Source organism: Sneathiella sp. (assembly GCF_047631475.1).
Taxonomy (GTDB): Bacteria; Pseudomonadota; Alphaproteobacteria; order Sneathiellales; family Sneathiellaceae; genus Sneathiella.
In genome coordinates this window covers 1-20,963 of the sequence record NZ_JBLHZT010000025.1, presented here as the reverse complement: position 1 = coordinate 20,963, position 20,963 = coordinate 1, and the positions used below count along the sequence as shown (strand labels likewise).

General features: G+C 48.4%; 21 protein-coding genes. 12 read left to right on the top strand and 9 right to left on the bottom strand.

What is annotated here, in order from left to right; genetic code table 11:
- Window positions 1-208: 208 nt before the first annotated feature.
- From ACJAYR_RS11365 to ACJAYR_RS11345, 5 genes are all read right to left on the bottom strand, one after another.
- Window positions 209-946 carry a peptidase gene (locus ACJAYR_RS11365; protein ID WP_415236716.1) on the bottom strand — a complete coding sequence of 246 codons (738 nt, stop codon included), beginning with the start codon at window positions 944-946 and terminating at the stop codon, window positions 209-211.
- Window positions 947-979: 33 nt separating this feature from the next.
- Window positions 980-1,780: a transglutaminase family protein gene (locus ACJAYR_RS11360; protein WP_415236715.1), complete on the bottom strand. Its 801-nt coding sequence runs from the start codon at window positions 1,778-1,780 to the stop codon at window positions 980-982.
- A 3-nt stretch (window positions 1,781-1,783) separates the two neighbouring features.
- Window positions 1,784-2,725: an alpha-E domain-containing protein gene (locus ACJAYR_RS11355; protein ID WP_181017861.1), complete on the bottom strand. Its 942-nt coding sequence runs from the start codon at window positions 2,723-2,725 to the stop codon at window positions 1,784-1,786.
- Between the two features lie 6 nt (window positions 2,726-2,731).
- Entirely contained in the window at window positions 2,732-4,159 is a 1,428-nt protein-coding gene (locus ACJAYR_RS11350; RefSeq protein ID WP_415236714.1) for a circularly permuted type 2 ATP-grasp protein, read from the bottom strand.
- Window positions 4,160-4,845: 686 nt separating this feature from the next.
- Entirely contained in the window at window positions 4,846-5,586 is a 741-nt protein-coding gene (locus tag ACJAYR_RS11345; RefSeq protein WP_415236713.1) for a substrate-binding periplasmic protein, read from the bottom strand.
- Window positions 5,587-5,906: 320 nt separating this feature from the next.
- On the opposite strand from ACJAYR_RS11345, the gene ACJAYR_RS11340 reads away from it, so the two are divergent.
- The 5 genes from ACJAYR_RS11340 to ACJAYR_RS11320 all read left to right on the top strand — a co-directional run bounded on the left by ACJAYR_RS11340 (window position 5,907) and on the right by ACJAYR_RS11320 (window position 11,601).
- Complete coding sequence (locus tag ACJAYR_RS11340) at window positions 5,907-6,800, top strand: DUF2189 domain-containing protein (RefSeq protein WP_415236712.1); 894 nt, start codon at window positions 5,907-5,909, stop codon at window positions 6,798-6,800.
- 248 nt (window positions 6,801-7,048) lie between these two features.
- Window positions 7,049-8,071: an ACR3 family arsenite efflux transporter gene (gene arsB, locus ACJAYR_RS11335; protein ID WP_415236711.1), complete on the top strand. Its 1,023-nt coding sequence runs from the start codon at window positions 7,049-7,051 to the stop codon at window positions 8,069-8,071.
- A gap of 130 nt (window positions 8,072-8,201) precedes the next feature.
- Complete coding sequence (locus tag ACJAYR_RS11330; protein WP_415236710.1) at window positions 8,202-9,428, top strand: MFS transporter; 1,227 nt, start codon at window positions 8,202-8,204, stop codon at window positions 9,426-9,428.
- A gap of 106 nt (window positions 9,429-9,534) precedes the next feature.
- Window positions 9,535-10,845, top strand: coding sequence for a sulfite oxidase (locus tag ACJAYR_RS11325; RefSeq protein ID WP_415236709.1), 1,311 nt, complete (start codon window positions 9,535-9,537; stop codon window positions 10,843-10,845).
- A gap of 57 nt (window positions 10,846-10,902) precedes the next feature.
- On the top strand, window positions 10,903-11,601 hold the full coding sequence (locus ACJAYR_RS11320; protein WP_415236708.1) for a c-type cytochrome: 699 nt from the start codon (window positions 10,903-10,905) through the stop codon (window positions 11,599-11,601).
- Between the two features lie 8 nt (window positions 11,602-11,609).
- On the opposite strand, the gene ACJAYR_RS11315 is transcribed toward ACJAYR_RS11320, so the two are convergent.
- Both ACJAYR_RS11315 and ACJAYR_RS11310 read right to left on the bottom strand, forming a co-directional pair.
- Window positions 11,610-12,386 carry an anti-sigma factor family protein gene (locus tag ACJAYR_RS11315; protein ID WP_415236707.1) on the bottom strand — a complete coding sequence of 259 codons (777 nt, stop codon included), beginning with the start codon at window positions 12,384-12,386 and terminating at the stop codon, window positions 11,610-11,612.
- Between the two features lie 4 nt (window positions 12,387-12,390).
- On the bottom strand, window positions 12,391-12,948 hold the full coding sequence (locus ACJAYR_RS11310; RefSeq protein WP_415236706.1) for an RNA polymerase sigma factor: 558 nt from the start codon (window positions 12,946-12,948) through the stop codon (window positions 12,391-12,393).
- 195 nt (window positions 12,949-13,143) lie between these two features.
- Here ACJAYR_RS11310 and ACJAYR_RS11305 point away from each other — a divergent pair, with 195 nt between their 5' ends.
- Together ACJAYR_RS11305 and ACJAYR_RS11300 are read left to right on the top strand one after the other, a co-directional pair.
- Window positions 13,144-13,863, top strand: coding sequence for an HAD-IA family hydrolase (locus ACJAYR_RS11305; protein WP_415236705.1), 720 nt, complete (start codon window positions 13,144-13,146; stop codon window positions 13,861-13,863).
- Between the two features lie 45 nt (window positions 13,864-13,908).
- Window positions 13,909-14,661 carry an SDR family oxidoreductase gene (locus tag ACJAYR_RS11300; RefSeq protein WP_415236704.1) on the top strand — a complete coding sequence of 251 codons (753 nt, stop codon included), beginning with the start codon at window positions 13,909-13,911 and terminating at the stop codon, window positions 14,659-14,661.
- 51 nt (window positions 14,662-14,712) lie between these two features.
- Here the strand turns inward: ACJAYR_RS11300 and ACJAYR_RS11295 are convergent, their stop codons facing one another.
- Window positions 14,713-15,519, bottom strand: coding sequence for a dienelactone hydrolase family protein (locus ACJAYR_RS11295; protein ID WP_415236703.1), 807 nt, complete (start codon window positions 15,517-15,519; stop codon window positions 14,713-14,715).
- A gap of 199 nt (window positions 15,520-15,718) precedes the next feature.
- Here ACJAYR_RS11295 and yghU point away from each other — a divergent pair, with 199 nt between their 5' ends.
- Window positions 15,719-16,597 carry a glutathione-dependent disulfide-bond oxidoreductase gene (gene yghU, locus ACJAYR_RS11290; protein WP_415236702.1) on the top strand — a complete coding sequence of 293 codons (879 nt, stop codon included), beginning with the start codon at window positions 15,719-15,721 and terminating at the stop codon, window positions 16,595-16,597.
- Window positions 16,598-16,668: 71 nt separating this feature from the next.
- Here the strand turns inward: yghU and def are convergent, their stop codons facing one another.
- The gene (def, locus tag ACJAYR_RS11285; RefSeq protein ID WP_415236701.1) at window positions 16,669-17,169 is read right to left on the bottom strand and encodes a peptide deformylase; all 501 of its coding nucleotides are present in this window, start codon (window positions 17,167-17,169) and stop codon (window positions 16,669-16,671) included.
- 138 nt (window positions 17,170-17,307) lie between these two features.
- Here def and ACJAYR_RS11280 point away from each other — a divergent pair, with 138 nt between their 5' ends.
- From ACJAYR_RS11280 to ACJAYR_RS11265, 4 genes are all read left to right on the top strand, one after another.
- Window positions 17,308-18,429 carry an acyl-CoA dehydrogenase family protein gene (locus ACJAYR_RS11280; protein ID WP_415236700.1) on the top strand — a complete coding sequence of 374 codons (1,122 nt, stop codon included), beginning with the start codon at window positions 17,308-17,310 and terminating at the stop codon, window positions 18,427-18,429.
- 12 nt (window positions 18,430-18,441) lie between these two features.
- Entirely contained in the window at window positions 18,442-19,482 is a 1,041-nt protein-coding gene (locus ACJAYR_RS11275) for a DUF2804 domain-containing protein (protein WP_415236699.1), read from the top strand.
- Window positions 19,483-19,606: 124 nt separating this feature from the next.
- The gene (locus ACJAYR_RS11270; RefSeq protein WP_415236698.1) at window positions 19,607-20,470 is read left to right on the top strand and encodes a DMT family transporter; all 864 of its coding nucleotides are present in this window, start codon (window positions 19,607-19,609) and stop codon (window positions 20,468-20,470) included.
- 92 nt (window positions 20,471-20,562) lie between these two features.
- On the top strand, window positions 20,563-20,963 hold a 401-nt coding region (locus tag ACJAYR_RS11265), incomplete at its 3' end, for a TauD/TfdA dioxygenase family protein (RefSeq protein WP_415236697.1).

The window sequence follows — 20,963 nt, the reverse complement described above, 5'->3', positions numbered from 1 at the left end:
GGTCAAAAAGCGCTGGCCCTTTAGGGATTAAAGAGGCACCTATAAATTGTGAAGCACTTTAAGGACCACAAAATACGGTCCTTGTTTGCGTTGCGCGTCTAATGGGCAGTTCGAGGTAATTTTCTATAGGTGCGCAATATCCATGAGAGTGCCCCCGCTGAGAAGACCCGCTTTTCTCGCGACACGGCCTGCATCCGAAGGTATTATATCAATCGTTGAATTCGAAATCGGGTAAAGAGAAAAACGCTGTGCGCAATGCTTCGCCCCAGCTATCCGAAATCAGATTGTAGTATTCATCATTGGGCTCCACCCTAAATTCATGCCCAACTTCGAAGCTGTCCGTTTCATAGGTCTGAACGTCAATAGGCAACCCCACAGACAAATTCGCCTTGATGGTAGAATCAAACGAAACCATGAGCAGTTTGATGGCATCTTCGAACTTCATATCCGGATCATAGGCCCGAACAATAATCGGTCGCCCGTACTTGGTTTCACCGATCTGAAAAAACGGCGTATCAGTAGAGGCCTCAATGAAATTACCTTCGGGATAGATCATAAACAGACGTGGCTCACCCGTTTTGATCTGGCCGCCCAGAATAAAAGTCGCGTGAAAGGTCGTATCTGCATTTTGCCCTCCAACCGCATTGGATTGCACCACATCCCTGACCAGCTCACCGATAATCTGCGCAACTTGCACCATGGTCGGGGCTTCAAGAATAGACGGAAAGCGTTCAGCCAAGATTTTCGTCCGCTCGTCGAGCATAGAGACGACCGCCTGGGTTGTGGCCAGATTCCCTGCCGCCATTAAAGTAATGACACGCTCACCCGGTGTCGACCAGGTGCGCATTTTTCGAAAGGTTGCAATATTATCGACACCAGCATTGGTCCGTGTATCAGACATAAAGACCAAGCCGCGGTTCAGGCACATGCCCACGCAATAAGTCATACTCAGGAAATCCGTGATAACAAAGCCGCTATCTTACTGTTGAACCTGCAAAGACACAATCATCGTTTCACCGCTACTACCGTAACGGACACCGGATATCGGGGCCGCGTCACGATAATCAAGACCCGTGGCCACACGGACATATCGCTCATCGGGGCAAATATTGTTGGAAACATCGAAACCGACCCAGCCCAACTCTGGAAGATAAGCTTCCGCCCAAGCATGGGTGGCATCCTGATCCACCCGACCATCCATCAGCAGATACCCACTCACATAACGCGCCGGGTACCCCATCAAACGCGCCGCGGCACTGAATATATGGGCATGGTCCTGACAAACCCCATATTCAGCATTAAGCGCTTCTTCAACAGTCGTCGCCGCATGGGTTTCTCCGATCTTATAGGACACCTGCTCCGAAATCAGGCTCGACAATGCATGCATGCGCTCGATATCTCCGTTGAAGCGATCCCCTAACGTTTTAACAAGCTTCTTCACTTGTCCTCCCGGTTGTGTAAGCTCTGTCGTGCTTTTGAAATACCAAAGAGGCGCATATCCGCCATGCTTGCCAACAATTCCATGTGTATCAGTCGTTTCAACTTCACCCCAGGAGTGAATGGATATTTCTGATTCCCCGGCATTGAAACTTATAAGATCAACATGGTTGTTATGCTGATCAATGAATTCCAGCTGTTTCTCTCCGCCCGTGATGGTCGTTTGCCAATTGACCACGCGTTGGTTTTGGTTTGATTTCGGGGTCAGGCGAAGCTGGTGCAGGGAATACTGAACCGGTTCGTCATAATGATATTGCGTTGTATGAGATATATTTAAGAGCATGCTTTATCCATCGAAACGGTAATCCTGTGCAATCTGATTGGCCAGCTGCGCATTACCGTCAATGAAATCGACAATAAATTCATGCAATCCCATATCAAAAATATCATCAATAGGTGTATTGCGTAAACGCTGGTAAAGGACGGCGGCCTGTTCATGACAGGGGAGTTCCAGATCATATCCTTCTGACAGGTAATCCAGATTCTCGACAATCTGCTTGTAGCAAAAGGCCAACGATCGGGGTAAGCGCCTGTCACTGATCAGAAAATCAGCGATAAAAACGGGGTTGATTTCTCCAGCATTCAGCCAGCGATACGCACTTAGTGCAGAAACCGACCGTAGGATGGATTCCCACTGGACATTATCAAGGGACGACCCAACAAAAGACGCCGATGGCAAAAGGACATAATATTTCACATCCAGAATACGGGCTGTGTTATCTGCCCGCTCAACAAAGGTGCCAAGCCGCGCGAAATCATAGGCGTCATTGCGCAGCATCGTCCCGTGCAGCGCCCCGCGAACCAGCGAGCTCTGTTGACGTATCACCGCCAGAATATCCGGGAGTTCGCTGTCGCTGATCTTGCGATCCAATAGGCCCTTAAGAGTGATGTAACATTCATTGGTCGCTTCCCATACCTCACGGGTCAGCGCTGTCCGAACAAGCCGCGCATTATTCCGGGCACTTGTGATCGTTGACATAACACTCGATGGATTAGTTGTATCGCGCAGCAGGAAATCGATGACCTGCGGTGCATTAAAGGTGTCATACTCTTCAGTGTAGAGCTGATACGTCCCGCTTGCCGAGACAACCGACGCCCACTCCCCTTCTGCAGCGGCAGAACGTGTAAGCGCCATACGGAAACCGGCTTCCAGAAGCCGAGCGGTGTTTTCACTGCGTTCGAGGTTCCGAAACATCCAGAAAAGACCACCTGCATTTTTACCAAGCAACATGATCTACTCCTCCAGAACCCACGTATCTTTTGTACCGCCGCCCTGACTTGAATTAACAACCAGTGACCCTTCTTTCAATGCAACGCGCGTAAGACCACCGGGCGTTATATTGATATTATCCGGGGAGACCAGAACATAGGGCCGAAGATCCACGTGACGCGGCGCCAACCCTTTATTGGTTAGAATAGGCACGGTCGATAACGATAATGTTGGTTGAGCGATATAATTATCGGGCCGGGCTTTCAATTTGCTGCGGAACGATGCCAGCTCGCGTTTACTCGCAGCCGGCCCAACGAGCATGCCATAACCACCGGAACCATGAACTTCTTTAACCACCAGATCCTCAAGATTATCAAGGACATACGCTAAAGAATCCGCCTCGGAACATCGCCAGGTCGGAACGTTTTTAAGAATGGCCTTCTCGCCTGTATAAAATTCAACAATGTCCGGAATATACGAATAAATTGCTTTATCATCCGCAATACCTGTGCCGGGTGCATTGGCAATGGTGATACCGCCTGCACGATACACATCCATAATACCGGGAACCCCCAGCATCGAGTCCGGGTTGAAATTCAGTGGATCGAGATATTCGTCATCAACGCGACGGTAAAGCACGTCAATGGCTTCGTAGCCCCTCGTTGTCCGCATGGCAACGCGGCCATCGATCACGCGCAAATCGTGACTTTCAACAAGCTCGGCCCCCATCTGTTCAGCCAGAAAGGAGTGTTCGAAATACGCTGAATTGTAAATACCGGGCGTCAGGACAGCAACAACAGGCCTGCCCGTACAGGCTTTCGGCGCACAAGCGCTTAGGCTTCGCCGCAGGTTACGGGGGTAATTGCTAACAGGTTGCACTTTGATCTTGGCAAACAATTCCGGAAACATGTGTAGCATTGTTTCCCTGTTTTCCAACATATACGACACCCCGGAAGGCGTTCGAGCGTTGTCTTCGAGGACATAAAACTCATCCTCCCCAGTACGAACGATATCGGTCCCAACGATATGCGTATAAACATTTCCGGGAGGGGAAACACCGAGCATTTGCGGTAAAAAGGCTTCATTATTTGTGACAAGTTCAGCCGGAATGCGCCCTGCGCGCAATATTTCCTGTCGGTGATAAATATCATGCAAGAAAGCATTTATGGCACGAACCCGTTGCTCGATCCCGCGCGACAGACGGCTCCATTCCCGCTCCGAAATAATTCGGGGGATGATGTCAAAAGGGATTAACCTTTCTGACGCCTCCTCGCGGCCATAAACATTAAAAGTAATTCCAGTACGACGAAAAAATGCTTCTGACGCGGCCTGCTTTTTTTTCAGCCGGGCCGGCTTTTCCGAAATCATCCATTCTTGATAATCTTGATAAGGTTCGCGGACCTTATCGTCTGGACCTGACATCTCATTGAAGAACATGTTTTTATTTTCCATGGCTATCAACTTAACAAAAAGCAGTGATAATTCAACCGCCCTTCCCTTTATTAAAGGGGGCAAGCTGGAAACCTATCGGAATAAACCGGCATCAAATCCCTCGCGCCAGACCCGTAAATAACATGACCGCAACCACCACCGTTTCCGACGCGAAACCACCACCCCCAAAAATTACTAGTACGCTGATATAATTCGCTAATCTTCAGCAGTTTGACGTTAGAAAAAGAAGGCGCCTATGTGTGTTTTAGCAGCGGTACCAGGCAAGGGAGTTTCCCGGGATGCAATTGTAAATCTACGGGGTAGAATAAATTTCAAATCAGGCCAAATTTTCGCAATTATGGACGAAACGGAATTGCCAACCAAGGAAGTTCGTCGAAGACGGCAATGCAAAAATGGTTCCTTTTCAGATCCAGAACAAGGGGTCCCGCCGTCAGCAAAGCATCTTTAAATTTTGGACGGGATACAAAAAAGCAGGAACCTGAAAAACAACAAAGACTTGTTGTCAGAACCAAATAAGGGTCGTCCGGCATTTAAACCAGCGCCCCTAACGAGCGCCGTGAATGTGGGCATAGGCGCAGATTTGAACGGCTTCTCAAAATACCTGTTTAGGCCTTCTTTATCCTGAGGAATTCGTCAAAATTCAGCCGTGAAATATCAACTCGCTGAAGCCTGATTTATAGGGGGCGTTACCGATATTTGGCTAATATCTTGTCGTAAGTGCCATCTTTTTTAATTTCGGCAAGTCCCGCATTGAATTGCTTTAGCAACGCTTCCGATCCGTTGGCCGACTTGCTGAAACACGAGTAATAATTCGCGTAAGTAAGCTCATGATAAACAACCTCTTTCGATCTATTCTTCTGTCCCAGATAGTATCGAGTAGGAGCTTCATAACTATAATAATAATCGATGCGCCCGTTCAGCAGAACATTCAGCCCTTGCTGTTCATCGGACAATTCCAGAACATTTTGAATATGCGCTCTTATGAGGTTCTCTGTGATATTGTAGCCGCGCACAACCCCAACCGAGTGTGTGCCTATCTCATCGATTATTTTAACCGTGGGGAAGTTATTCTTCCTTAAGCTGAAAACCCCGGATGACGCTTTTCCCAAGGGATCCGAAAAATACAGATACTCTGCTCTCCCCTTGGTCTGTGAACAACTACAAACGCCATTAACGCGGCCTTGCCGGGCTTCTTCCAGGGCTCGTTTCCACGGCATGAACTGAATTTTTAGATCCACACCCACTCGTTTAAAAGACTGCTGCAGAAATTCAACGTCAAAACCAGGTAAACCGGAGTCACTATTTTCCATTTTATATGGCGGAAATTCGTTACAAGCGAAGACAACAGACTCATCAGAAAAAGCGGGGTTTCCTGATAAAAACCACAGAAAAATAAAGTAACTCAAGACTCTAAAAGTTTGAGCCAATAGGCCCTCCAACGGGTTAAGCTGAAATATACCAAAGACCATTTCCAAATTATCGCGGCACCCTAACGAACAAGCGCCTTACATACACTATCATTAGCATACCAAAAATAATATTTTATTAATAGGGCAGACAAAGTAACTTCGTTTCACTATCCTTGATGCCCAGCCCTTTCCGTTCTGCACTATATTGATACCGCATCATTTAATGGACCAATAGACCGTCCAAAAATCTTCTCCACCCATGTATTTCAAGAGACTTTACTATGACCGGGATTGCTCTTAAGCTTTAACAAAACGCATGCCTGTGCGCGGAGAGAGACATGACGCAGACAAACAAAACGCCCCCTCTAAAGGACGCACCAATTAGCGGATCAACGACACAGAATCCACAAAGACCGCTTTTTCTGATTAAAGAAATGGCCTTGGTCGAAAAGGTCGGAACAGAGGATGTTTGGTCGTGGCTGGCCGCGGGCTGGGCAGACCTGAAGTCCAACATGGCGACAAGTGTTCCCTATGCGGGCCTTTTTATCATTCTGGGTATCGCGATCTCGTTTGGTTTCTACTTTATGGGCTGGCCATATTTGATTTTGCCTGCGTTAAGCGGATTTCTGCTTGTTGGCCCTGCTGTGGGTATTGGCTTCTATGAAATCAGTCGACGGCAAGCCTCTGGCAGTAAGGCCTCGCTTTGGGATGCGATAACCGCAGCGCGCTACAATAAACTGGGTATTTTTGGCTTTGGTGTTGCCCTTACCTTCATTTTTCAAGTGTGGATCCGTCTTTCTTTCACTGTTTTCGCCCTGAATTTTCCGGGCATCATGCCGGAATGGGACATTATTCTGATGCGCAGCTTCAGCATGGAAGGCATCTATTTCGGGATTTCAATTTCCCTCGTTGGTGCCGTTTTTGCTACCGGTATCTTTTTCGTTGGCGCTTTTTCCATGCCAATGATGATGGACCGAAAATCAATGCTATTACCGTCGATCATCACCAGCGCCTATGCCGTTGCCCAAAATCGCAATGCCATGCTGCTGTGGGCTGCAATCATTGTCATCTTTACCGGCATTGGACTGGTCACGGCAGGAATTGGACTTATGGTGACACTTCCACTTATTGGCCACGCCACCTGGCACGCCTATAAACAGGTAATGTCTGGCGACCTGCCTGACGGAGAAATACACGCAGCAGGAACCCTTGCTTCTACAAACGAGGGATAGCCGATCAATCAAATGTCTACTGGCAAAAAATGAACGACGAGGAGCCTTTCAAAAGAGTACAAGAGAGCTTCTTTCTGTCATTACCCGGTCGGCACGACCACTGGCCGGGACTTCTCCACTTTAGCCTTTCCCCTTTCACCGCGCACCAAGTACCGCTAAAAGTCTGGGAACAGGTAAAGCGCAGGTTACGAAGTATTTTCAGTATCTTCTGGAAATTCAATATATTGATTTTAAAGAGTAATTCGACAATGGGACTGTTTGAAAGATATCTATCTGTGTGGGTTGCCCTCTGCATTGGCGGTGGCGTTCTTTTGGGAAGTTTTTCACCCTTGACATTTCAATGGGTGGCAAAGCTTGAATATGCCAATGTAAATTTTGTCGTTGCGATCTTTATCTGGATCATGATTTTCCCCATGATGGTCAATGTGAATTTCAGCTCGTTGAAAGATGTGGGTAAGAAACCCAAGGGGCTGTGCATTACCCTTGTCATTAACTGGCTGATCAAGCCCTTTACGATGGCCGCCCTCGGCATCCTTTTTTTTGAGTATGTCTTTGCTGGCCTCGTCATGCCGGAAACGGCAAAAGAGTATATAGCGGGTATGATCCTTTTGGGGGTTGCCCCCTGTACGGCCATGGTTTTTGTCTGGAGCCAACTGGTCAAGGGGGATGCAAACTATACGCTGGTACAAGTTTCCATCAATGACGTGATCATGATTTTCGCGTTCGCACCCATTGCGGCCCTGCTTTTGGGGGTCACCGATGTTGTCGTTCCATGGGAGACTTTGGTCCTGTCGGTTATTTTGTATGTGGCCACCCCCTTGGCCGCGGGATACCTTACCCGAAAAGCCCTGTCGAGCGGTGGTGATACCGATCGTGTTTCCCGCTTCACCCAGTCCTTGAAGCCTTTTTCTATTATTGGACTTTTGGCAACAGTCGTCCTTCTTTTCGGCTTTCAGGCCGAAACCATTTTAGCCAAGCCCATTGTTATTGCGCTGATCGCGGTTCCGCTTCTCATTCAAAGCTATGGTATTTTCCTACTGGCCTATATCTGGGCTTATCTATGGCGTGTTCCGTTTTCCACCGCTGCACCAGCCGCATTAATAGGAACCTCCAATTTTTTTGAGCTTGCTGTGGCCGTCGCCATAAGTCTTTTTGGTTTAAACTCGGGGGCGGCTCTGGCAACTGTTGTTGGTGTTCTTGTTGAAGTGCCCGTCATGTTATCGCTCGTTGCCGTTGCAAACAAAACCCGGGGCTATTTTCAAGAGGACTGATGCACCGAGAGAACATTAAACGATTTAGATCTTCTGCAGCGTGTATCACATAAACCCGACTTCCGCGCGCGCCTTATTTGCCAAGACAAATTCCAAGGACTATACTTGATCAAAAAATAGGATCAGTTCAATGTCCACCCTCACCTCCCTTCGGCCCGTTTTGCCTATTCTCATCGCGGCGTCAGTCATGCTGACAATCAGTTTTGGACTAAGGCAAAGTCTTGGATTGTTCATGCCCGCCATCACACAAGACATAGCCGTCACAGTCACTGATTTTACCGCGGCGATCGCCCTGCAAAATCTCGTTTGGGGATTTTGTCAACCTGTTGCTGGCATTGCAGCCGACAAATGGGGGTTCCGCCCCGTCATGGTCTTTGGTGCCCTTTCCTATGCCTCTGGCATGCTGATACTGGCAACCGCTGAGGGCGTATTTGGGGTCATCCTAGGAGCCGGTATTTGTGTCGGCGTTGGCATGGCCTGCGCCTCTTTTGCAATGACATTGTCCGTCACTTCCCGTTTGGTCCCCCTTTCCATTCGAAGTACGGCTTTGGGCGTTGTTTCTGCGGCAGGCTCGATCGGTGCAATGATTACCGCCCCTTATGCCCAATTTCTGGAGACCGCATTTGACTGGCGTTTCGCCCTCTTCGGGCTAACTGTCCTCGCCGCCCTGATTATTCCGGCGGCCTGGATCGCCGGTAAAGTTGACAGATCTGCGCCACTTGTCCTTTCTGCAAATAATTCGGACCGGCTATCGGCGGGCGCTGCCGTCAAAACGGCTTTTCAGAATTCATCCTTTGTTGTCATGGCGATCGCTTATTTTGTGTGCGGAATGCAATTGGTTTTTTTAACCACCCACTTGCCGTCATATCTGCAAATTTGTGGCATGGATCCCATGCTTGGTGCTTCTGCAATCGGGATCATTGGAGGGTTTAACATTGTTGGCAGTCTGTTTTTTGGCTGGGCTGGAGGGAAATGGTCCAAACAGGTCTTGCTGGGAATTATCTATTGCGCGCGTTCGCTTGTTCTTGCGTGGTATTTCATTCTTCCTCCTTCGCCAGAAAGTACTATTCTATTTGCAGCCTTGATGGGTTTTCTGTGGTTAGGCGTGTCTCCCCTCGTTGCCGGCTCGGTTATTGAAATGTTTGGATTACGCTGGCAAGCGATGATCCAGGGCTTAGCCTTTTTCAGCCATCAGTTTGGGAGTTTCTTGGGCGCTTTTGGCGGCGGCTGGCTATTTTCCAGATTTGGATCCTATGACTTGGCCCTGACCATTGGTATTTCGATGGGCCTGAGTGCTGGAATAATTCAGATCCTCTTTGCCTTATACAAAACGCCTGCGAAACCATTACCCGTATAGAGATTTAAAAAACACAAAGAAATAATGGAATAAAACACAGCCCTCATCCGTTAGTTAAAACAAGGTAGGTAATTAAACCTACTTCAATAAACGGATGGGGAGCGGAATGAACGATCATACCAGCAAGAAAATTACCAAACAATCCATACTTGAAGCATATGAAGAAAATCCAGAAAAGGCCGACCTTGAAATCTTCGGCCGCCGCCCACATAAAGATCGGCGCGGTTTTCTAAAAGGTGCTGGGCTGGCAACCATGGGCGCAATGCTCGGTGCCTCTATTCCTTTTCACAGAAATTTCCCTTCTGGCCTGATCCCGGTTGCCATGGCCGATGACGCAAATGTGTTGGAAGGTAAAGAGGGGCTGACCCTCTTGAACGACCGTCCTGTAAATGCAGAAACACCCCCTCACCTTTTAGATGATGCCATTACGCCGACAAAACGGCATTTTATCCGGAATAACGGTATCCCGCCCGAAAGCACGGATCCAGACAGTTGGACCCTGACGATTGATGGGCTTGTTGATAACCCGATGGAACTGTCAATTGCAGATCTTAAATCGAAATTTGAAGTGGTCACAATGGCCCTTACCATTGAATGCGGCGGCAATGGCCGGGCCTTCTTCAACCCACCCGCAAAAGGCAATCAATGGACTTATGGTGCGGTTGCATGTTCCAATTGGACAGGCGTGCGACTAAAGGATGTTCTTGAAGCCGCTGGTGTGAGAAGCAATGCAATTTACACGGCTCATGTTGGTGCAGACAGCCACCTGTCCGGTAAGGAAGGTAAGCTGCCAATCTCACGCGGAATGCCAATTGAGAAAGCACTGACAGAAAATATTCTCATCGCGTTTGAACAAAACGGAGAGGCCCTTCATCCGATGAACGGCGCCCCGCTTCGCCTTGTTGTGCCGGGATGGCCGGGATCGTGTTCTCAAAAATGGCTAAAACGGATTTATCTGCGTGATATCGTCCATGATGGTCCAAAAATGACTGGAACAGCTTATCGTGTTCCAAACAGGCCTGTTTCCGCTGGTGAGAAAGTCGATAAGAAAGACTTTGTTATTATTGAAAGAATGCCTGTCAAAGCGTTGGTCACCGCGCCTGCAACGGGCGCAACACTAGAGGCTGGAAGTGTTGATGTTCGCGGCCATGCCTGGTCTGGAGACCGCGAAATATCCACGGTTGAAGTATCGATTGATTTTGGCGCAACCTGGCAGACAGCAGAGCTCGACAAACCTGTCAATTCAGGTGCCTGGCAAAATTGGCGTACCAAGGTTTCTCTCCCCCTAAAAGGATATTATGAGATCTGGGCTCGGGCCATTGATGATGCTGGAGAAGGCCAACCGCAGGCGATCAGCTGGAACCCAAAAGGGTATCTGAACAACAGCGTTCATCGTGTTGCAGTTCGATATTCCTGATCCTTATTCCTGAGCGGTGCCCGCACCGCTCAGACCTGACACTTTCGGAGAGTAAGAATGAAAGTAATGTTTACCGCCCTGTTCGGGGGCGTTTTGTTATGTACCTACCCCGCCTTTGCTAATGAGACCCTGCTCGACAAGATCGCCGCTGCAGACACCAAAAAAGGTGAAAAGGTCTTTAAAAAATGCGCGGCCTGCCACACAGTCGAAAAAGGGGGAAAGGCCAAAATCGGCCCTAATCTGTGGGGTATTCTTAATAAGGATGTCGCCAGCAGTGAAGGCTATACCAAATATAGTAAAAGCATGAAAAATTACGGTGGGGTCTGGAGCGCCGAGCGATTGAACGCGTTTTTGAAAAAGCCCAAATCCGAAGTTAAAAAAACAAAGATGACATTTGCGGGCTTGAAAAAAGAAAAAGACCGTCTCAACCTCATCGCCTTTTTAGCCACGCAATCAGACTCGCCCGTTGCCATCAACACTGGCTCGAAAAGTGCTGAACCGGAATCCGTCTCTGCTGACGAATATGGTCTTCTGATAAACAAGCCCGGTGCCGAAGAAACGTTCAATTACTGTACGGCCTGTCATTCAGAAAGGATCGTCGCGCAACAAGGATTGACAGAAACTGGTTGGGAGGAGCTTTTGGAATGGATGGTCGACGAACAGGAAATGGAGCCGATAGACGAACCTGACCGGTCGTTGATCATCAAATATCTAACTGAAAACTACAATCTGGACAGACCAAACTTTCCGAAGTAGGCACCGGATTAAGCGCAGGGACGGGCGTTTTTATAACTTTCCGACATTGCAATTTGCAGTGCCTCAAGTTGATCCACCGTCCCTTTAGTCTCCTCAAAGACATAGGCTGCAATTGCCCGGAACCTGTTTTCATCCATACCGTTCGCCAATACTGAAAACTTGTACCCCTTATACGACCAAGTACGCTTCAGCAAACCCGCTGACTTATAAAATTCCACTGCAGGCTCATTTTCGTCCAGCGCCATACCAATGACGGTGAGTTGGCAACCATTTTGCCCCCGGTAATGCATGGCAAACGCGTCACGACCCGATAGTGGCTGAGTGACAACATCGACAAGTGTCAGAGATGACAACGAAAGATCTGGAATTTGCAGCAGTCCTATACGCGCCGTTGAAACTGCAGATTTGCGAATATTCTCGTCAATGATATAGGTGCTCGAAGATAGACTGCGGTGAAGATCTAAAGCTGTTAGTGTTCCGTTCGGACTTAAACCCGTCCAAAACACAGCACCGATACCGATAAAGCCTGCCAATAATGTTGCGGCGAGCAAGGCCCCGATCATCCTTTTTTTCGTTCGCGGAGTTTCCTGCGTTTCAGCATCCAGGCTTTCTCGCACTGGTTTAAGACCACGCAACGACGCCTTTAAAGAGATCAGACGTTGATACTCTTTCTGAAGTTCCGCGTTTGAAGACAAACGCTGTTCAAATTGGGCAGCCTCTTCGTCTGGCAACTCACCGTCCAGAAAGCTATTTAATTTTTCCCAATCAAGATCACTAACAGTCATTTTTCTAAACTTTACTTCTAAAGGGCGTTACGTTGGATTGCTCGACTTTCGTCAACAACGCCCGACGCGCCCGACTAATGCGACTCATAATGGTTCCTTCAGGAACGCTTAAAACAATCGCCGCTTCAGAATATTTAAACTCAAGAACATCAATAAGATACAATATTTCCCGTTCGACCGCGTTGAGTTGAGTCAACGCCTCCCGGACAAGAATTTCTTCCAGAACTACTGGATAAAAGCCCGCACCGTCATTTAGCAATTTTTCCTGTTCCAAGGAGTAGTCACGTTGGATTTTTTCTCGCCTTAGCGAGTCTATATGCACATTTCGCACGATGCGGAATAACCAAGGGCGCAAGCCCTGTAAATCGTTGGGTATTTTCTTCGCTTGCAGGGCGCGGGCAATCGCCTCCTGAACAAGATCCTCCGCAATATGGGATCCACTCACCAATGCATTGGCATAGGCTTTCAGCTCTGGAAACAGTTTTTTTATTCGTTGCCGTGTCGACATGCTAAGGAAGAAACCGCATTTCAGAAAAGCACCTTTATTTAAACCGATGAACACTCTGTCTCTTAATAGCATATTTGTACAATTACGCTACTAACTGACGATTGTTTTTGTGCACTTTTCGTCTCCAGCGCAATCAAACATCTTATCCCCTGAAAACTTTTCAAAGGTCCGCCGTTGTGAACACGACCACTCCTGTGCAAAATGATAACATCAGGCGCAACGCACTATGCTTCAACGATCGGAAGAAGAATGACAAAACCGACACAAGCTCTTTGCTTCGATGTTTTTGGGACAGTGACCGACTGGTATGGCTCAATTCTGAAAGAAGCACAAAGCCTGCCTCAAACCCGGCAGCTCAACATTCCCTGGGATGCCTTTGTTCTGAAATGGCGCCGGGATGGCTATTTGGCCAGCCTGAAAAAAATTGTTGCGGGCGAAATGGACTTGCTGGCCACCGCAGAAATCAATAAACGAAAGCTATTGGAACTCCTTCAGGAATACGACATACAGGGTCTTTCACCGGGGGAAATAGAGCACTTCAATCTCTCGTGGAACCGATTGGAGGCATGGGAGGATGTGGTTGCGGGCCTTCATCAGCTCAAGGAAGATTTTCTCATCATGCCTTTTTCAAACGGGGATTATCGCTGTCTATTGGACATATCGAAACGAAACAATCTTCCTTGGGATGGGATTATTTCAGCCGACTTCTTCAAAAAAGTTAAACCCGATCCGACAATCTATAAAGATGCGATTGATCTTCTTCAAATGGCCCCGGAAAATGTAATGATGGTTGCCTGTCATGCGCATGATTTAAACGCCGCGAAAAAGGCCGGGATGAAAACTGCCTATGTAGACAGACCGCTGGAATTTGGGGGCCATGACGCAGAGGATGCAGTCAAGGCAGCCTATGACATTGAAGCAACCGATTTCGTGGACCTTGCACGGCAGCTAAAAGAGACTAAGCTTTAAAACACAAACCGCCATCATTAAAACTCATAAGAAAAGGAAAAACAAATGACGCGTTTAAATGGACAGATCGGTTGGGTTACAGGCGCGGGGTCTGGCATTGGCGCGGCAGGGGCAAAAAAATTGGCCCGCGAAGGAATGCACGTCATTTTGTCTGGACGGCGAACAGCACCGCTTGAAAAAATAGCGCAGTCAATTCGGGACGATGGCGGCTCAGCGGAAATAGCACCCTTGGATGTGACCGATCAAAAAAGCGTTGAGGAAGTCGCAAAAGATATCATCAAAAGGTTTGGCCGCCTGGATCTACTCGTCAACAGTGCCGGCCTGAATGTTAAGGAGCGAAGCTGGGAGCAAGTGAATGCGGAGGGTTGGAACCGTGTCGTCAATGCGGATTTAAACGGTGCGTTTTATTGCTGCGCCGCCGTTTTACCGACAATGCGGCAACAAAAGGAAGGACTGATCATCAATGTTTCCTCTTGGGCGGGGGTCCACCCTTCCCGGTTGACCGGTCCGGCCTATACCGCTGCGAAACATGGCATGGTCGCGATGAATGAAAGCCTGAATATCGAAGAAGGTATCAACGGTATACGGGCCTGTGCGCTATGTCCGGGGGAAGTGGCTACAGAAATTCTGGACGCACGACCAATACCACCATCCCAAGAAGACCGGGACCGTATGCTGCAGGATGAAGATTTGGGTGACACAATCCTATTCGTGGCAACACTGCCTGCCCGAGCATGCGTCAACACTCTCATTATCAGTCCAACCTGGAACCGCTCTTACATTCACAAAGATCTTTGAGTGAGCGGCACGCGGGGCGGAGCGGGTCCGCCTTGCACGCCGACATGTAAATCAGCATTTCAGGTTCCGGTCGAATAAAGCCAGCATTCGTTCCCAATGGCGCTCTGCTGCAGGCTTCACATAGGCTGCCCTTTCCGGAAAAGCAAAACCATGACCTGTGCCGGGATAGATTTCCATGCGATAGTTTACGCCAGATTTATCCATCTCTTCGGGGATGGATTTCAGCAGGCTTGGCGGCACATACTCGTCTTCTTCGGCAAAGGCCAGATAAAGTTCGCCCTTGATCAGATGAGCACTCAGATGCGGTGACTGCTTGTCTTCCGTTTGAATGCCCACACCATAATATGAAGCGATGGCCTTGAACCGATCTGGATAGGTTGCCCCAACCTGCACGACATATTTACCACTCATACAGTATCCCACACATCCAATCGCGTCGGAATTGGCGTTCGGATCACTGTCCAAAAAGGTAAGGATCGCTCTCGTATCGTCGACAATTTTTTCCGTTGTTGCAGCGTTCATCAGGCCGAACATTTTCTCACGCTCTTCATCCTTTATGCGGATCTGGCTTAATTCAAAGCCATATGCCCCTTCGCGTCCCCATCGATAATAAAGGTTCGGCAAAATCACATAATATCCGGCTGTTCCAATGCGCCGAGCCATATCACGCAACTCTTCTCGGATACCAGGCGCATCCATATACAGGACAATCGCAGGAAACGGTCCACCTTCTTCCGGATAGCAGATAAAGGCATCCAGTTGACCCTCAGATGTTTCAATAATTATCTCATTTTCTATCATTACGCTCTCTTCCTCGCGGGCCGGTGGTAACGCCATGATGCGTTGCGCATTCTTCACATGACTTTGCTGAGATGCACCCTAGCACAGCCCGTTTATTCCATGTGCCCGGAAACCAAAAATACGTTTCAAAAAACGACAAAACTTGTGACAAATATCAGATAGACCAAAGATGGCAGTTGTTTCTTCGCCGATTTTCGTCAGAATATCGGTCCATGTGGGGCGCTGCATCAATTAAAATCAAATAATGGAGCCGTAAATGAGTGACGAAACAGCCTATACACCCCCTAAAGTCTGGAAATGGGAAGCCGAAAGCGGCGGTCGTTTCGCCAGTATTAACCGCCCGATTTCTGGCTCGACACATGAAAAGGATCTACCGGTTGGCAAGCATCCCCTGCAACTTTACTCGCTGGCCACACCGAACGGTGTAAAGGTTACAGTTCTGCTGGAAGAGCTGTTAGCCGCGGGCCATACCGGCGCTGAATACGATGCCTGGCTTGTAAACATCATGGAAGGCGATCAGTTTGGGAGCGGTTTTGTTGCGGCCAACCCGAACTCTAAAATTCCGGCCCTGATGGATCATAGTTCTGGGTCCCCCGTCCGCGTGTTTGAATCTGGTGCCATCCTTTTGCATCTGGCGGAAAAATTTAATGCCTTTTTGCCAACGGACCCAGCCAAGCGCCCGGAATTGCTTTCTTGGTTGTTCTGGCAAATGGGAAGCGCCCCCTACCTTGGCGGCGGTTTCGGCCATTTTTATGCCTATGCTCCTGAAAAAATCGAATATTGCATTAACCGATTTGCGATGGAGGTAAAACGTCAGCTGGATGTGCTCGATAAACAGTTGGCCAATAACGAGTTCATTTGCGGTGATGAATATACCATTGCCGACATTGCCATCTGGCCCTGGTACGGCGCTCTGGTAAATAACGCGGTATATGAAGCCGCTGAATTCCTGGACGCTGCAAGTTATAAGAATATGAACCGGTGGGCAAAAGAAATTGGCGAGCGTCCTGCTGTTAAACGCGGACGGATGGTCAACAGGACTTCTGGCCCTCTCGAAAAACAGTTGAGAGAACGCCATGATGCCAGTGATTTTGAGAACCGCACTCAAGATAAACTGGAACCCGTTGAAGACTAACCGACGTGCAAATCATTAAAAAAAACCGGTGCTAAAAAAGGCATCGGTTTTTTTGAGGGTCGATCACACGGTTATCGCCGTAATTTCTTATAGCGCCGTAATAATCGATCTTTTTTCACACGTGACAAATGATCGAGAAATGTGCGCCCTTCCAAATAATCCATCTCATGTTGAATGACCGCGGCAAGAAACCCGTCAGCGTCCAGAAGCTGCTGCCCCCCTTGTGGATCAAGATATTCTACGGAAATTTCCGCAGGGCGTGTGACTTCCGCTGAAATCCCCGGAAAACTCAATGATGCTTCCTCAAATGTTTGCATAGTCGATGAGCGTTTCAAAATCGTCGGATTGATCATTGCGATTGGATTTGGTTTACCGTCTTTTTTCACATCCATGACAATGATCTGTTTCAAAACACCCACCATGTTCGCACCAAGACCCGCGCCCTGCTCGCGGTAGAGTGTGTCAAACATGCCGGCCACAAGGCGCCGAATTTCCTCATCAACCTTTTCGACCTTAGCGGCCTTTTTCCTGAAGATCGGATTGGGAGCATAAACGAGGGGCAAAAGGGGCATGGTCTTCCTGTCTGTCGTTCAACAATTTCTATATGCACATAACATACTCAACCAAAAAACCATTGGATTTTATGCGTAAAACTGGTCTAGCGTCTTTCAACTAACTATGATGAAAGACAACCGTTCAGGAAGCAAATCATGAAAAAAACCGCCCTCAAAGAAGCGGACCTTCTCGAAAAAGTGGAAGACTTTGCAAAAACCGTTATTTTCCCGCAACGCGAAACGCTCATTCGCAGCCCCATCTTCCCGGAAACTCTGTGGCGCTCTTTTATCGACTATGGACTTGCCGGTCTAAGTATCCCCGCAGATTACGGCGGGGAAGGCGCAGGTTTTCAGACCATCGCGCAGGCTGGATATCTTTTGAACCGATTTGGTGGTGTACCAGGCGTCAACCTGACACTTTGTTCGCACTGGACCCTTGCCCGCCTGCATTTGTTATATGGCACATCGGAGCAGCTCAAGGAAAAATATTTGCCTGCTATTGCTACAGGGACAGAAATACTGAGTATGGCCATTTCTGAACCCGGCGCAGGAGCTCATCCAAAAAAACTCAGTACAACTGCCATCCGAAATGAGGACCGTTTTCTTTTGAACGGCGAAAAAGCCTTTCTGACCAATGGACCATTAGCAACAGCATATCTTGTTCTGGCCATTACCAGCGAGGAAAAAGGGCGGCGGGCCTTCAGTACTTTTTTAATTCCATCAAAAGCAGAAGGGCTGCAAAAAACCACCGGCGTTGAACTGGACTTTCTTCACCCCTGCCCACATGGTGGGGTACGATTGCAAAACTGTTCGATCGATGAAGAAAATATGATCGGTGAAGAAGGAACTGCTTTTGAAAGAACATCCTTAAAAATGCGCGCGGTTGAAGATGCCCTTGGCGCGGCCAGCCTACTGGGAATCTTAAGCCATCTTCTATATCATTTCGCGCGAAACGCCCCTCTTTCTACAGCCAGTCAGATCGGCGCGATCGAGACACAGTTACAGTCCTTGAAAATAGTCGCAGCCCATCTGGCAAAACAGGCCGAAGAGCAACCGGATGCTCTGGATACCCTTCTGTCATTGTATCTCGGTTTTCGGCAGCAAAGCAAAACCTGCATGACCGCGATCAAGGACCTGTATGAGACGAGCCCGGCCGATCCTTCTGATTATATCAGCCTCCTGTTAAGAGATGTGCTAAAATTCAGCGCAATTGCAGGTTCTGCGCATAATAGCCGCCTTTCAAAGGTCGGCCTTGCAATCCTTGATGCCAACCCATAAAAAGCTATAAAAATGACAATGAAAAATAGGCAGGCGTTTGTTTTACCAGATGGATCCGTTCCGTTTGGTTACTTTGAAAACTCTGTTGGTCGCCTGAATTACGAAGACTTTTCTCTGCGCTCCCCCGCGCGTGAACTACTTTCCACAGACGAGAGACTTCGCCGGTTTGTTCACTTTAATTTCATGGGATTTACATCTGACCGATTTATCTCTGGCTGTTCTTTATCCTACGCAAACAAGCAACCAACCGTATTTTTCTACGTTTTTGACAGACATAAAAAAACCGTCCTGAAACGAGGTTGCCGTACCCGAAGCGGGGATATCGCCGACATAAATTTATCGCCCGATGATGGTATTTCTCACATCATGGGAAAAGGTATGGATGTGCAGTTCATCTCGTTGCAGGACAACCGGGAGAAGACCCTTGTTGTTAAGCTCGATGGTCTGGACGTTTTAACCCTTTCATTTCAGGAACAGAAACCGCCTTTTGACACCTTGCGCCTGTGTACGCCGGTTGGCCCAAACGGGTGGAGTTATTGCCAGAAAGTGGCGGGGTTAAAGGCCCGTGGGACATTAACCCTGGATGGTGAAGAACATGACCTTCGACACCAGAACGCCTATGCCCATCATGACTTTACCGGTGGCCATCTGAGGCAGGATACATTTTGGAACTGGGCGTGTTTTACAGGGCAGGACGACCACGGAAAGGCTCTGGGACTGAACCTGTCCAACGGCGTCAACGAAACTGGTCATTCGGAAAATGTGATCTGGTGCGACGGGAAAAGACAACCATTGGGATTGGCCTCATTCGCCTATGACCTCGATGATTTGACGAAGGAATGGACCATCACAACAGCCAATCTGGGGGTTGACCTTACCTTCCGGCCAGATGGTCAGTATGCCGCTTTTCAACCCGACGGTCCCACTCCAGTCGATTTCACACAACTGTTTGGCACCTTCGATGGCCGCGTAAGGCTTGCGGATGGTGAGACGGTTTCCCTTCGGCAAATCCCCGGATTTTGCGAACGTCAATTTTCCGTTTGGTACCCGTAACGAATTCTAGAATTTGACACTGCTGTCTGGTTAGAGGATCATGGGGTCCAATATACCAAAAGGAACGTCAGTGTCCGTTATAACAATAATACGGGAAAACCGTACAATTCAGGGTGTATGCTGGATGATATTAACCAGCTTCCTCTTTGTCGCAATGACCGGCATTGTCCGGCATTTGGGCTCAGATATGCCCGCAATGGAAGCAGCCTTCATCCGCTATTTTCTTGGCTGTCTTCTCATTGCACCGCTTTTCTTCAAAAACCGGCCAAAGTCATTTGAACCCGGAATTCTGAAACTCTACGGCATACGCGGATTTGTGCACGGAATTGGCGTTATTCTCTGGTTTTATGCCATGGCGCGCATTCCTATTGCCGAAGTGACAGCTATTGGATATGTCGCGCCCATTTTTGTTACTCTCGGCGCCGCTATTTTCCTTGGCGAGAAACTTCGAATACGCCGGATTATGGGCGTTGGATGCGGCTTTGTCGGCGCTCTTATCATTCTTCGGCCAGGGTTTCAGGAGATAAATCTCGGGCAATTGGCTCAACTTTGCGCAACCCCGCTTTTCGCATCTTCGTTTTTAATCGCCAAACGGCTTACAGACACGCAAAATCCATCTTTTATTGTCGGTATGCTCTCCATCGGCTGCACCATTACCCTGTTGCCGGGTGCCATTTATCAATGGCGGACCCCGACAGTTGAAGAAATCAGTTGGTTATCCCTGACTGCCGTTTTCGCAACGATCGGCCATGTCACGCTGACGAAGGCCTTTCAGGCAGCACCGATTACGGTTACTCAACCTTTGGGATTTTTGCAACTCGTATGGGCCGCACTCCTTGGCATTCTTGTTTTCAACGAAGCTTTGGATCCGTTTGTCTTTGCAGGCGGCGGCCTGATCATTGCGGCAACCAGCTATATCTCTCATCGTGAGATGCAGGCCAGTCGCGATACGGCTCGTCTTGAAAAGGCACGTCTGTCAGAACTGTAGCTTTGTGGCTCTGTCTATCTGATTTGAAAGAACCATGAAAACGAGCGTATAATCGGTATAATAAAAACAAAAAAGAGACGCAGGAGGGAACAATGTCTGACTATAAAACAATAACTGTTGAGCCCATTTCAGGCACGATTGGCGCAGAAATTTCGGGTGTTGATCTGTGTAATTTGACCGATCAAAACGTCGCAGAGATAAGACAGGCATTTCTAGAGCATCTTGTTGTTTTCTTCCGGGACCAGAAAATGGATATTCCCGCTTACAAGGCGTTCGCGTCCAAATTCGGCCCATTCGGAAAAGAGCCATTTGTGAAAACGATGGACGAACATCCGGAAGTGATCACCGTCTTAAAGGAAGCCCACGAAACCAATACAATTAATTTTGGGGGTCAATGGCATTCCGACTGGTCCTTTTTAAAAACACCACCCATGGCAACAATCCTGCATGGCATTGATATCCCGCCTTTCGGTGGGGATACGGTTTTTGCGAA